This window comes from uncultured Thiodictyon sp., assembly GCF_903828115.1.
Classification (GTDB): domain Bacteria; phylum Pseudomonadota; class Gammaproteobacteria; order Chromatiales; family Chromatiaceae; genus Thiodictyon.
The window spans coordinates 1-12,441 of the sequence record NZ_CAIKKU010000334.1; the positions used below are offsets into that span (position 1 = coordinate 1).

At 68.0% G+C, this 12,441-nt stretch carries 11 protein-coding genes; 9 read left to right on the top strand and 2 right to left on the bottom strand.

Features of this window, described 5'->3' with window-relative positions; all coding sequences use genetic code 11:
• From QZY48_RS12340 to QZY48_RS12375, 8 genes are all read left to right on the top strand, one after another.
• Window positions 1-751 (top strand): OmpA family protein (locus tag QZY48_RS12340; protein ID WP_295431157.1); only part of this gene is annotated, 751 nt, incomplete at its 5' end.
• Window positions 752-1,036: 285 nt separating this feature from the next.
• Entirely contained in the window at window positions 1,037-1,801 is a 765-nt protein-coding gene (locus QZY48_RS12345) for a hypothetical protein (RefSeq protein ID WP_295431158.1), read from the top strand.
• 23 nt (window positions 1,802-1,824) lie between these two features.
• Window positions 1,825-3,393, top strand: a complete 1,569-nt coding sequence (locus QZY48_RS12350; protein ID WP_295431159.1) for an arylsulfatase — start codon at window positions 1,825-1,827, stop codon at window positions 3,391-3,393.
• A 22-nt stretch (window positions 3,394-3,415) separates the two neighbouring features.
• Window positions 3,416-4,390, top strand: coding sequence for a transporter (locus QZY48_RS12355; RefSeq protein WP_295431160.1), 975 nt, complete (start codon window positions 3,416-3,418; stop codon window positions 4,388-4,390).
• Window positions 4,391-4,488: 98 nt separating this feature from the next.
• Window positions 4,489-4,767, top strand: a complete 279-nt coding sequence (locus QZY48_RS12360; RefSeq protein WP_295431161.1) for a hypothetical protein — start codon at window positions 4,489-4,491, stop codon at window positions 4,765-4,767.
• Window positions 4,768-4,938: 171 nt separating this feature from the next.
• Window positions 4,939-6,444: an arylsulfatase gene (locus QZY48_RS12365; protein WP_295431162.1), complete on the top strand. Its 1,506-nt coding sequence runs from the start codon at window positions 4,939-4,941 to the stop codon at window positions 6,442-6,444.
• 462 nt (window positions 6,445-6,906) lie between these two features.
• Window positions 6,907-8,862, top strand: coding sequence for an AAA family ATPase (locus tag QZY48_RS12370; protein WP_295431163.1), 1,956 nt, complete (start codon window positions 6,907-6,909; stop codon window positions 8,860-8,862).
• Window positions 8,859-9,998: a general secretion pathway protein GspB gene (locus tag QZY48_RS12375; RefSeq protein WP_295431164.1), complete on the top strand. Its 1,140-nt coding sequence runs from the start codon at window positions 8,859-8,861 to the stop codon at window positions 9,996-9,998. The genes QZY48_RS12370 and QZY48_RS12375 overlap by 4 nt, the downstream gene beginning before the upstream one ends.
• Window positions 9,999-10,133: 135 nt before the next feature.
• On the opposite strand, the gene QZY48_RS12380 is transcribed toward QZY48_RS12375, so the two are convergent.
• Window positions 10,134-10,475: an HPF/RaiA family ribosome-associated protein gene (locus QZY48_RS12380; protein WP_295431165.1), complete on the bottom strand. Its 342-nt coding sequence runs from the start codon at window positions 10,473-10,475 to the stop codon at window positions 10,134-10,136.
• A 343-nt stretch (window positions 10,476-10,818) separates the two neighbouring features.
• On the opposite strand from QZY48_RS12380, the gene QZY48_RS12385 reads away from it, so the two are divergent.
• Entirely contained in the window at window positions 10,819-11,697 is an 879-nt protein-coding gene (locus QZY48_RS12385) for a DNA-formamidopyrimidine glycosylase family protein (protein WP_295431166.1), read from the top strand.
• Here the strand turns inward: QZY48_RS12385 and QZY48_RS12390 are convergent.
• Window positions 11,655-12,266 carry a hypothetical protein gene (locus QZY48_RS12390; protein WP_295431167.1) on the bottom strand — a complete coding sequence of 204 codons (612 nt, stop codon included), beginning with the start codon at window positions 12,264-12,266 and terminating at the stop codon, window positions 11,655-11,657. The genes QZY48_RS12385 and QZY48_RS12390 overlap by 43 nt on opposite strands.
• Between the last annotated feature and the right edge of the window lie 175 nt (window positions 12,267-12,441).

A 12,441-nucleotide genomic window follows, 5' to 3' on the forward strand; every position in this document is an offset into this window, starting at 1 on the left:
GGCCCCGGGTGCCTATGGTGCGGCGGCCCCGGCGGCCCGCGGCGCGGCGGCCCCGGGGGCCTATGGTGCCGCGGCGGCCGGCGGCGCGGCGGACGCGGACGGGGGTGCGTGGAAGTGGATAGCCCCGGTGCTGGGGATGATCGCGCTCGGCGTCGGGTCCGTCTGGTGGCTCGCGCACCAGGCCAAGTCGGCTCCCGGGACGAGCGTTGCGCCGGTCGCGGCCACGACAGCGCCGCCGGCGGCAGTCGCCGCCCGGGCTCCGGCACCCGCACCGACACCCGGTCCCGCCGGGGCGGTGCTGGTCAAACAGACCATCTGTTCCGGCCAACTGCTCGAGGTCGGCGTGAACGGCGTCGAGTCGATGCTGATCGCGTTCCTCGACGACAAGACCTCGGTCATCGGCCCGAACACCAGTTTCTCCTTCGATCGGATGGAATTTGAAACCGATTCGGCCGCACTCAAACCGTCCTCGCGCGCCCAGCTCAAGAATATCGCCGAGATCATGAAGTGCTACCCGACCCTGGAGATGAAGATCGCCGGCCACACCGACAGCAAGGCCGACGACGCCTACAACCTGAAACTGTCGCAAGAGCGTGCTGACAGTGCCAAGGGCGAGCTCGTCGCGCTCGGCGTCGCCCCGTCGCGCCTGGCGGCGGAGGGCTACGGGGAGCAGTTCCCCATCGCCACTAACGACACCGAGGAAGGGCGCGCGCGCAATCGGCGCACCGACGTCGTCGTCACGAAGAAATAGTCGCGCCGGGATCAGCGGCGGCCAGCGGCTGGCCCGCCTCGTCCGAGGCGGGCCAGGGCGGGGGTGACGGGGTTCCTCTGGTTGCGGAAAGTGCATAGACGCCGGAGGACGATTACCCTAGAGTGACTGTCAAGTTCTAACACTATTCGCCCGAGCGCGGGTGCTCCTCCGTCTAAGTGTTGTGCTTGGATGACAGACCGCGGCTGCGAAGACCAGCCCCAACCGAATGCGAATCCGAGCAGGCTGATTTTCATGTGCAATCCGTCGATTCCGCCGCGTACTGGCATGGGTCTTCTTATCTTGACTACCGTGGCGGGGGCGGGCGCCGCCGCCACCGTCCCCACCAACCAGGCCCTGGACCAGGCCGCCAACGACCCCACCGCCTCGCTGATGGCGGTACAGATCCAAAACATCTACTCGGGCAACTACTACAACCTGCACGACGAGAGTGGCAACACGGTGCTGCTGCGCCCGGTGGTGCCGTTCACGACCGGGGCGCTGAGCCACATTGCCCGCGCTACCATCCCCTACGCCACCCTGAGCCCATCGGGCAAGACCGGCCTCGGCGACTCGGTGCTGTTCGACCTGATCGTGTTCAATCAGTCCTGGGGCCGCTGGGGCGTCGGCCCGGTCCTGCTCCTGCCCACCGCTACGGACAGCGCCCTGGGTGCGCAGAAGTGGGCTGCCGGTCCGGCGCTTGGCTTCGTCGCCCGCCAGCCGTCGTTCATGTGGGGCCTGTTCAACCAGAACCTGTTCTCCTTTGCCGGCAATGGCCGGCGCGATGAGGTCAAGCTCAGTATCCTTCAGCCGATTCTCAACTATTCACTCCCGCACAAGTGGTCCATCGGCGCGTCCGAGATGAACATCACCTACGACTGGAATCAGGGCGTCTGGAGCAACCTCCCGCTGGGAGTCAAGGTCTCCAAGCTGCATAAGTTCAATGCATTGCCGGTGCAGTTCAGCGGTAGCTATGAGTACAATTTTGCGAACGCCACGGTGGTTCCCGAGTGGTCCGTGAACCTGACCGTCAAGCTCCTATTCCCAATGTAACGACCCAATCCGGAGTCCAACCCATGAAGCGATCCCTGCTCGGCCTGCTCGCCGCCGCGGCGCTGCTGATCCACCTGCCCGGCCTTGCCGCAACGCCGGCCGCGGCGGCGGCATCCGCATCGACACCGGCCAAGCCCAACATCCTCGTCATCATGGGCGACGACATCGGCTGGATGAATGTCTCGTCCTACGGCGCCGACATCATGGGCGTGGCCACACCCAACATCGACCGCATCGGGCGCGAGGGGCTGCGGCTGGGCGCCTTCTACGCGCAGCCGAGCTGCACGGCAGGGCGGGCGGCCTTCATCACCGGTCAGTTGCCGGTGCGTACCGGGTTGACGACGGTCGGCACCCCGGGCTCCCCCGCCGGGCTCAAGGCCGAGGACATCACACTGGCCGAGATCCTCAAGACCCGCGGCTATGCGACGGCCCAGTTCGGCAAGAACCACCTGGGCGACCTGGACGAGCACCTGCCCTGCCGCCATGGCTTCGATGAGTTCTGGGGTAACCTCTATCACCTGAACGCCAATGAAGACCTGGAGGACCCGGATCGGCCTACCGATCCCGCGTTTGCATCTAAATTCAACCCGCGCGGCATCGTCTCCTGCACCGCCGGTGGGCCTGCAGCGGACGAGGGGCCGCTCACCATCGAGCGCATGAAGACCTTCGACGACGAGGTGGCCGCCAAGTCGGTCGCCTTTCTGGAGCATCGCGCCCAGGACGGCAAGCCATTCTTCCTGTGGCACAACAGCACCCGTCAGCACGTCTTCATTCACTTGAAGCCCGAATCCCAGGGGCAGTCCCGCGCCGGTCGCGAGGATGTCTACGGTCAAGGACTGAAAGAACACGACGGGCATGTCGGGCAATTGCTCGCCAAGCTCGACGAGACGGGACTCGCGAAGAACACCATCGTCATCTACACCAGCGACAACGGTGCCTACCAGTATATGTGGCCCGAGGGCGGTACCTCACCGTTCCGCGGCGACAAGGGCACCACCTGGGAAGGCGGCGTGCGCGTGCCCTTCCTGATGCGCTGGCCGGGGTCGCCCGCTGGGCGGGTGAGCGGCGAGATCGTCGACATGACCGACCTGCTGCCGACGCTTGCCGCCGCCGCGGGCGAGCCAGGCGCGGTGGATCGGCTCAAGGATGGCGCGACCTACGGGGAGCGCAGCTACAAGGTGCATCTGGACGGCTTCGACCAGAGCGCTTTGTTCAGCGGCCAGAGCGACAAGTCGGCGCGCAACTTCGTCTTCTATTATGACGAGAGCACGCTGACCGCGATCCGTTACAACCAGTTCAAGGTCACCTTCTCGGCTAAGCTCAACGGCCACTGGGACGACCCGCTCCAGAACCTGGGGCGCCCGGTGATCGACAACCTGCTGATGGACCCCTTTGAGCGTCAATGGGGCGATCTGAATCGCCAATACGCCGAGCACAAGGCCTGGGTGTTGACACCCATGGTCGGCGTCGTCGAGCAGCACTTCGCGAGCTTCAAGGATTTCCCCATCCGGCAGGTCGGTCTCTCCGCCCAGTTCGGCAAGACCATCGAGGGCATCCAATCGCAACTGCTGAAGATGCAGCAGGCAAATTAGGCAGGACCGGAGATACTTCAAGATGGCGAATCACCCGCCGCACGTCCGACCAGGCATCGCCCCGCCGTGGGCGCTCGCCCTGATACTCGCCCTGGGATGCCCGGGGGCGGCGCTCGCCGCGGAGGGCGGGGTCGGCCATTATCTGCCGGGCGGCATGGCGACCCTGATCGACCGGCCGCCGACCAAGCCCGGTTGGGTCGTGGAGCCGATCTACCTGCATTACGAGGGCAGTGCCGCGGCGTCCCGGGCAATCCCCATCGCCGGGACCCTGGCCGCCGGGCTTAGCGCCAGTAGCGACGCCCTCCTGCTCGGCGGTCTCTACACCTTTGCGCAGACCCCGCTTGGCGCCCACTACAGCCTCGGTGCCTATCTGCCCTATGTCTGGGCCACGGTCGAGGCGCAACTCGATACCCCGCTGGGCACGGTGCGGCGCCGCGACCGCGCCGCCGGGATCGGCGACCTGACACTGATCCCCGTCATGCTGGCCTGGGAGACGGGGTTCTGGCAGGTCAGCGCCACGCTCCCGGTCTATGCCCCCACCGGCGAGTACCGCAAGGGACGGCTGGCCAACCCGGGACTGAACTACTGGACCTTTGACCCAACGCTGGGCGTCTCCTACAACAACGACAAGAATGGGTTCAATGCCGCGCTCTATCTGGGACTCAGCCTGAACACCGAGAATCCCGATACCCGTTATCGCAGCGGTTCCACCCTGCACCTGGACGGCAGTATCCAGCAATTGCTGCCGGTTGGGGCCGGCTTCCTTGGGATCGGTGCCGAGGCCTTCTACCTGGATCAGGTGACCGCCGACAGCGGGCAGGGCGCGCGGCTCGGCGATTTCCAGGGCCGCACCGCCGGTATCGGCCCGGTGCTCAGCTACGTCCTGCCGCGCGGCACCAAGACCTTCGTCGCGGAGCTGCGCTGGCTGCCGGAATTGGACGTGAGCAACCGCTTGAAAGGGGATTATGTCTGGCTGAAGTTGGTCTGTCAGTTTTGAACACTTCAATCCTGCATTGGCGACGGCGGGTTGCGGCCCGAGCCGCCACCGCGGCCAGCCGACCGACGACCCGCTATCAATAACCCGAGGACCAAGCCATGAGCATTCAGAAACCCGCTTCGACCACTGCACTGGTGTTGACACTGTTGGGCGCCGCCGCAATCGCTGGTGCCGGTGTACTGGACCCCGATTGCACCGCACAAAAAGCCGCCAAGGGCGCCGCGGCCAAGGCGACCGTCGGGGTCGGCGGTCGCTGCTCGCCCGCCGAGGCCGCCAAGGACACCGCCAAACGCGCGGCCGGTGGTGTGGTGGACAAGGGAGCGGTCAAACAGCCGTCCTATGGTGCCCAGGGGTCGGCGAAAAAGGCCGTGAAATAGGTCTTTGGCCTAACGGCGCTCGACATATCAGCTCAGGGCAAGCCCCTGGGTCATCGTTCGTCGTAAGGACTTGAGCCCTGAATGGGCGTGACATCGGTGCGCGGTAGACGTTGGCTGACGCCCGATATTTATTCCCTCGCCGAATCTTTGCATCACCGGAGCAACCCGCCCATGACGCCGCGTTCCCTTGCGTTCTTATCCCTTTTTTGTCTCTGTCTGACCGCGGTGCCGATCGGTCAGGCCGCCCCGACCGAGCCGTTGACCGCCGTCGCGGCCAAACCGAATATCATCGTCATCCTGGCCGATGACCTGGGCAATGCCGACCTGGGCTATCGCGGCAGCGACATCAGGACCCCGAATATCGACGCGCTCGCCCGCGACGGGGTGCGGCTGGAAAATTTCCACGGCATGCCGGTCTGTACCCCGGCGCGCGCGGCCCTGATGACGGGCCGCTATCCGATGCGCCAGGGCCTCCAGACGCTGGTGATCTTCCCCAACCACCGCTATGGCCTGCCCACCGACGAGCGGACCCTGCCGCAGGCGCTCAAAGCAGCCGGCTATGCGACCTATATGGTCGGCAAGTGGCATTTGGGCCATGCCGATATGAAATTCTGGCCGCAGAACCGCGGCTTCGATCACTTCTACGGCAATACGGTCGGCGAGGTCGACTACTTCACCCACCAGCGCTCCGGCATCATCGACTGGCAGCGCGACGGCCAATTCATCGACGAGGAGGGCTATTACCTGGATCTCATCGGCAATGAGGCGGTCAAGATCATCGAGCAGCAGTCGAAGGACCAGCCGTTCTTCCTGTATTTCGCCTCGCTCGCCCCGCACGCGCCCTATCAGGCACCCAAGGCCGGGGAGGATCGCTATGCCGACAGCATCGCGGACCCGACGCGCCGTACCTATGCCGCCATGATCTCCTCGCTGGACGAACAGGTGGGGCGGATCATCAAGGCATTGGATGACCGCGGGATGCGCGACAACACCCTGATCATCTTCTCCAGCGATAACGGCGGACCCCGCAGCGCGGTGGTGGCCAGCGGCGCGCATTCCCCGGCCGAGCGCGCGGCGAGCGGTGTCACCCAGGACGTGCTGCCGGCCAGCAACGGCGCACTGCGCGGCGGCAAGGGCAGCCTGTATGAAGGCGGGGTGCGGGTCCCGACCATCTTCAACTGGCCGGCCCGGCTCCAGCCGCGGGTCGTCGATGAACCCCTGCACATGGTCGATGTGATGCCTACCGCCTTGGCACTGGCCGGCGCCCCCGCCAATCCAGCCGACAAGCCGCTCGATGGTAAGGACATCTGGGCCACCGTCGCCACCGGCCAGGCCTCGCCCCACGACGACATCCTGGTGAACGTCGAGGCCTTTCGCGGCTCGGTCATCAAGGGCCAGTGGAAGCTGGTGAAAGTCGCGCTGCTGCCGGGCAAGACTGAACTGTTTGACCTCAGCGCCGACCCGGGTGAGAAGACCAATCTGGCCGAGCAGAACCCGAAGGTGGTGCGCGACCTGGAGGCCCGGCTGCTCGCCTATGCCAAAGAGCAGAAGATGAGCGAATGGCTCAAGGCGCAGCCGGAGTATCTGGGCGCCCAGGGCCAGACGCTGTTCGACCCGGACTTCGACATCGACGACGGCGGGATGCCGCATCTGAAACCGGTCCTGCCGCAACCCTGAACGTGCCCTTTGCCACTGCCGGACGGGGCATTCGCCCCGTCCGAAACGATTTTTCCGGACCTGCCGGCTCGTATCAGCGGTCCGCAAGGCAATAAACGTTCGGGACGGGGCGAAAGCGCCGTCCCGCGTGGAGTGCTGGGGCTGACCTCACCGAACCCCGCTGCGGCGGGGTGTTTTGCTGTGGGCCAACGGTCTTATCTGCGCGGGTGGTCGCCCGCTTGGCCCTTGTAGCGTCCCGGGCCGCGCAACCACTGGTCGGCTCAGCACGCAGCCGTCTGAATCTCCGGGGGTTGCCTGGTCGCTCCAGCCGGCCGACGGTCCTTGACGCTGGGGCGGCCCTTCACTACCCTGACGGGTCTGCAAGGCTCACCCGCTGCGCTGCCCGCGCGCGCCGCGGGTCCTGTCGGCCCGCCGCACGACCCAGCCTTTTCACGCAGCCTTATTCAGTCTCAGGGCGTTATCGTGTATCCCAAGTATTTCGGACTCAAGGAGCCGAGCTTTTCCATCGCCCCGGACCCCCACTACCTGTTCCTCAGCGAACAGCACCGGGAGGCCCTGGCCCATCTGTTGTACGGCGCCGGTGAACACGGCGGCTTCGTGCTGTTGACCGGCGAAGTGGGGACCGGCAAGACCACCGTCTGCCGCGCCTTCCTGGAGCAGTTGCCGGACGCGGTGGACGTGGCCCTGATCGTCAATCCGGCCCTGACCGCGGATGAACTCCTGCGCGCGATCTGCGACGAGTTCCGCGTCCCGGTCCCGGCGGGTGAGCACTCGATCAAGCGGTTGGTCGACGGCCTGAACGACTATCTGCTGGCCGCCCACGCCGCGGGGCGGCGTCCGGTGCTGATGATCGACGAGGCGCAGAACCTGCGCCCCAAGGTCATGGAGCAGGTGCGGCTGCTGACCAACCTGGAGACCACCAAGGCCAAGCTGCTCCAGATCTTCCTGATCGGTCAGCCGGAACTGCGGCGGATGCTGGAGCGCGAAAGTCTGCGCCAGCTCAACCAGCGCATCACCGCCCGCTTCCACCTGCGTCCGCTGAGCGCCGCGGAGACCGCCGCCTACATCCGTCACCGGGTGGCGGTGGCCGGGGTGGATCGCCCCTTGTTCACGGCGGGCGCGCTGCGGCGCATCCATCAGGTCTCCGGCGGGGTGCCGCGGGTGATCAATATCCTGTGTGATCGCGCCCTGCTCGGGGCCTGTGTCACCGGCGCCAACCAGGTGACCACGCGGGTGGTGGTGCGTGCCGCCGGCGAGGTGCGCGGCGAGGGGGTCAGGACCGCGCCCCCGCCCGCGGCGCGTCCCGCCATCGCGGCCGCGGCGGCCCTGGCGCTGCTGCTGACGGCGGCGTGGTTGATCTACGGCCGGGTGCAGGGGGACCCGCTGGACCTGATCGCCGGTTGGCTGGGGACCTCGCCGTCGGGGGTGGGCCCCGGCCCGGAGTCCGCGCCGGGGCGACCCGGTGCGGGTGCGCCGCCGGTGCGGGTCGCCGACGCCGCGGACCCGTCCGACACCGCGGCTGCGTCGGCGGGGCCCGCCGGGATTGCGGCGTCAGTCCCTGCCGGGGCCGCCATCGCTTTGGCGGCCGCGGCGGCGCCGACCGCCGCCGGCCTGGTGGGCGCGGCGCCGGGCGCGACCGCGCTCCCGGTCGTGCCCCCGCCGGGGTCCATCCCGACGCCGCCCGGGGGCGACTCCCGAGCGCTGCCGCGCGTGTCCCTGGCGGGCAGTACGGATACCGCCGTGGCGGACGCCTTGGGCCTGCCGGAGGAGACCGCCCTGCGCGTGCTGCTGCGCCGGTGGGGCATTACGATCCAGGACCTGGGGTCGGGTGATCCCTGCCGCCGGCTGGCCGTGCTGGGGCTGCGCTGCGAACGCGAGCAGGGTAAGCTCAGCCATGTGCGCTTCTATGACCGGCCCGTCCTGCTGCGGGTGAAGGATGCGGGCGGCGACCGCCGCTATGCGGTGCTCGGGGCGCTCGATGAGTCTCACGCGATCTTTGACCTGCCGGACGGCAGCGAGCGCGTTCCCCTCGCCGGGATCGATGCCCTCTGGACCGGCGACTACACGGTGGTCTGGCAGCCTCCCCCCACCGGGACCTCGACGATCGGACCGGGGGCCGCCGAGGAGTCCATCCGCTGGCTGCGGCGGCTGCTCGCCGAGGTCCCGGCAAGCGGGCTGACCGACAACGGATCGGGCCGGTTCGACGCGGCCCTGACGGCTGGCCTGCGCCGGTTCCAGGCCGCGCGCGGGTTGGCGCCGGATGGCATCGCCGGGCCGCGCACCTTGGTCCAGCTTGAGAATGCCGTGGCCTTGCCGGACATGCCTCACCTGATGACCCCAACCCTGGCCGCGGAGGCCGCCGCCCAGGGCGCCGCCGCGCTCCCCAGGGTCCCGGCGACCGGTGCCGGCCTGCCATGAGCTACATCCTGGAGGCCCTGAGACGATCGCAGGCGCAGCGCGAACTCGGGCGCGTGCCGACCCTGGAGGGTGCCGCACTGGTGGCCGCAGGCCCGGCGGACGCGCCGCGGCGCGGGCCCTGGGCGGTGGCGCCGGTGGTCCTGGCGGCCGTCGCGGTGCTGATCGCACTCTATGCCGCCCTGCGCACGCCGGAAGGCCCGCGCGCGGCGGCCCCGGGCACCGCCGCGGCTGGTCAGGCGGGCGCGGTCCCGGTGGCGCCCGCACCGGTGCCGCTGTCGCCGCCGTCTATTGCTAAGCGTCTGACCGCCCCGGGGGTGCTTAGCGCGCCCTCGGCGGGCGTCGGCCCCGACCCCGTGGTCGGCCCCCTGGCGGACCCGGGCGACCGCGACCCGCGGTCAGCGCCGACGGCGCCCGGGATCCCGGCGGCGGCCCCGCGCCTGGCGACGACGCCGGGCGAGGAGGGCTCAGTGCCAGTCGGCGCCCTCGCTCCGGGGTCGGCCGGCGCGCCCCTGGTCGAGGCCCCGCCGCCCAAGGCCCAGGCCCGCGTCGCGCCCCCGGTCCCCGCGGTCCCCCCAACTCCCGCGGTTCCCGTGCCGGACCTGGCGGAGTCCCAACCCGCGCCGCCGGACGACCCGGCGGCCCAATTGCAGCTGGAACTCGAGCGCCAACTCGAGTCCGATGGGGTCGTAGTGCCGGACTCCGAGCCGGCGCCGCTGCCGACACTTCGGGAGGAGCCAGGCCCGACCCCGGTGCCGGCGGACCTGATCGCCGAGATCGAAGACTTCAAGCATCAGGTCCAGGGCGGCCCGGGCAAGGACAAGGCAAAGGAGAAGGGCGCGCAGAAAGGAGGGGACCTGCCGGTGGTCCCGCCGACGCCCCGGCCGCCTGGGGCGCCGGCCGACGCCGGGGACCCGGCCACCCAACTGCGCCTGACTCATGAGCAGGAGGCCGCCCTGCCCAAGTTCGTGATGAGCGTGCACGTTTATGACGCGCAGCCGGACCGCCGCTTCGTCCTGATCAACGGACTCAAGTATGCTGAGGGGGCCAAGACCCGTGAGGGCTTGACGGTCGAGCGGATCAGGGTGGACGGGGCCGTGCTGATGCATGAGGGGCACCCCTTTTTCGTGCACCGCTGAGGGGGCGGTGGGGGCCTGCGGGCGCCCTTGCATCGCGGTGCCGGGATCAGGGCCAGCGCTGGCGCAGCCGTTGCGGTCGGCGTGTGCGCCGAACGGGTGCTCAGCGCTCCCATATCGCTCTCAGGGGGCCTGCGGCTAGACTACGCCGATGCTCGCCATCCCCGGTGCGGGCACGGGTACCAGACGACGCCGGAGTCGGCGCATGCTGCGCTTGGCGGCCCCAAAGACCTCGGTGATCGCCTCAGCCGCGTCCTTGCGGGCATCCCGCACCAGGAGTTGGCGGCCCTGGCCCAGGTTGGCGCGTAGCTCACAGCGCACCCGGTGACCATACAGGGGGTCGAATTCTTCGTTGATGCGCGCCAAGGCGTCGATCTGCTCATCCGGGAAACGCAGGGCGAGTTTCTTGGCCTCGTTTTCGATCTGTCGGCAGATCGCCTTATCCAGGGCCAGGGTGTCGCCGCTGATCTTTATCGGCATGGGTGAATGCTCCGAGACTTCATTGTCTGGTGGATGGTGTTATACCGGGGGTGGAACGGGTAATTGCCGCGGCCGGACCGCCGGATTGGTGCGGCGGGCGTGCCGCCGCAATGGGTGGGGGTGGGTTTCGCCATTGGCCGCGCCCCGGCCGGGCCTCGCCCGGCGGCTGCTGAACGCGGATCATCGGGACGCTCGCCGCGGGGGCGACGCCCGGCCAATTGGTGATGGCGCGGGGGAAAAAACTCAATGGTTGGTGAACGGATGTCAGTGAAAAATTTCAATCGGATTGCTCTGCAAGCCCCGTCGCATTCGGGCCTCGCGCCCCATCGGCCGGCGTCGCCCCATGCCTGAGGGAGATACGATTCACACCCTGGCCGTGATGCTGGGCCGGTGGCTCACCGGGCGTCAGTTGACGGCGGTCCGGGTGCCGCGGCAGACCCTGCCGCAACTGGGCGGGTGTCGGGTCCAGTGTGTCACCAGCCATGGTAAACACCTCTATATCGACCTGGACGATGGTCACCGCCTGCGCAGCCACCTGGGGCTCTATGGCGCTTGGCACCACTATGGGCGGGATGAGCCCTGGCAGAAGCCGCCGGGCCAGGCGTCACTGGTGCTGGAACTGGAAGATCGGGTGTACGTCTGCTTCAACGCTCGCGAGGTGGAACTGATGTGGACCCTGGGGTTTCAGGCACTGGACCAGCACCACCGCCTGGGGCCTGACCTGATCCGTGAACTGGTGCAACCCGAGCCCCTGTGGGAGCGCGCCCGGGACCTGCTCGCGGGTGACACGCCGGTGGTGGACCTGTTGCTGAATCAGCGGGTCGCGGCCGGCATCGGCAACGTCTACAAGTCTGAAGTGCTGTTCATCGGCCGCTATTCGCCACTGCTGCGGCTTGACGACCTGTCATCTGAAGACATGACGCAACTGTACAGCATCGCGGGGTCTTTACTCAACGAAAATCTGCACGGGGGGCGGCGCCGTACCCGCTGGCCCGATGATGGCCGCGGTCCGCTCTGGGTCTATGGGCGCGCCGCCCGGCCCTGCCTGCGCTGCGGCGGGTCCATTCGGCGCGACCTGCTCGGGCGCTATCCCCGCTCGACCTACTGGTGTGCCGCCTGTCAGACCGGTCCAGCGGCGGCGACGGCGAAGGTCACGGGGCGGGACGCCCCGGCTCCAGCTTACTCGAACAGATCCCGGAACGCCTTGGCGAAGGAGCGATAGGCGTCCCAGCCGTCGCGGTCCATGACCTGATCGATCACCCAGCGGTTCTCCTGGCCCCCGCCCATCAGGCCTTGGACCTCGTACCCCAGGTGGCGCAGGAAGGCATAGCTCGGCCCCTGCGCGTCGAGTTGGTAGTGTGCGTATTCACCGGAGCGCTGGTTGAGCAAGGTGATGAACGCCTGACCATAGTCGCCGGGGCCCAGCAGGTCCGCGCTGTTGTCCGCAACGTGCTCGATCAGCTTGCGGGCCAGCGCGGTGATCAGTAGGCGGCGCCGCGCCTCGCGGTCCGACGTCGGCGCCGGCTCCCCCGCGGCGCCGTCCGGCGCCTCGTCGGCGGTGGCCGGTTGGGCGTGGGCGAGGCGGTCGGCCACCTGGATCAGGAACGCCAGATACTCCTGAATCACGCCCAGGCGCTGGGCGTCGTCGCGGTAAACGAAGCGCTCGCAGTGCAGGTTGATGGCCTTGTCCAAGGCGATGCGCCAGGCGATGAAGGCCAGGGCCCCGGCGATCTCGGGCAGCGCCCGTTCGGTCCCGGCATTCGACCAATGACTCTTGATGCGTATTGCCATGGCTGACTCCCCAAGGAACGGTTCACTAATAAGTTAAGCAAGTCCATGAGAGAATGCGCTTAGCGTCGTTGTCGTTGTCGTTGTCGTTGTCGTTGTCGTAATCGAGGTTATCGTAATGCCCCGGATTCTCGTGCACCCCGAACGGCATCGCCTCTCGGAATACGATCACGACAAC

Excerpts from the sequence above, each read along its gene's own strand:
- QZY48_RS12380 (WP_295431165.1), bottom strand. The coding sequence starts at position 10,475 with ATGCCGATAAAGATCAGCGGCGACACCCTGGCCCTGGATAAGGCGATC.
- QZY48_RS12375 (WP_295431164.1), top strand. The coding sequence starts at position 8,859 with ATGAGCTACATCCTGGAGGCCCTGAGACGATCGCAGGCGCAGCGCGAA.
- QZY48_RS12365 (WP_295431162.1), top strand. The coding sequence starts at position 4,939 with ATGACGCCGCGTTCCCTTGCGTTCTTATCCCTTTTTTGTCTCTGTCTG.
- QZY48_RS12360 (WP_295431161.1), top strand. The coding sequence starts at position 4,489 with ATGAGCATTCAGAAACCCGCTTCGACCACTGCACTGGTGTTGACACTG.
- QZY48_RS12345 (WP_295431158.1), top strand. The coding sequence starts at position 1,037 with ATGGGTCTTCTTATCTTGACTACCGTGGCGGGGGCGGGCGCCGCCGCC.
- QZY48_RS12350 (WP_295431159.1), top strand. The coding sequence starts at position 1,825 with ATGAAGCGATCCCTGCTCGGCCTGCTCGCCGCCGCGGCGCTGCTGATC.
- QZY48_RS12355 (WP_295431160.1), top strand. The coding sequence starts at position 3,416 with ATGGCGAATCACCCGCCGCACGTCCGACCAGGCATCGCCCCGCCGTGG.
- QZY48_RS12385 (WP_295431166.1), top strand. The coding sequence starts at position 10,819 with ATGCCTGAGGGAGATACGATTCACACCCTGGCCGTGATGCTGGGCCGG.
- QZY48_RS12390 (WP_295431167.1), bottom strand. The coding sequence starts at position 12,266 with ATGGCAATACGCATCAAGAGTCATTGGTCGAATGCCGGGACCGAACGG.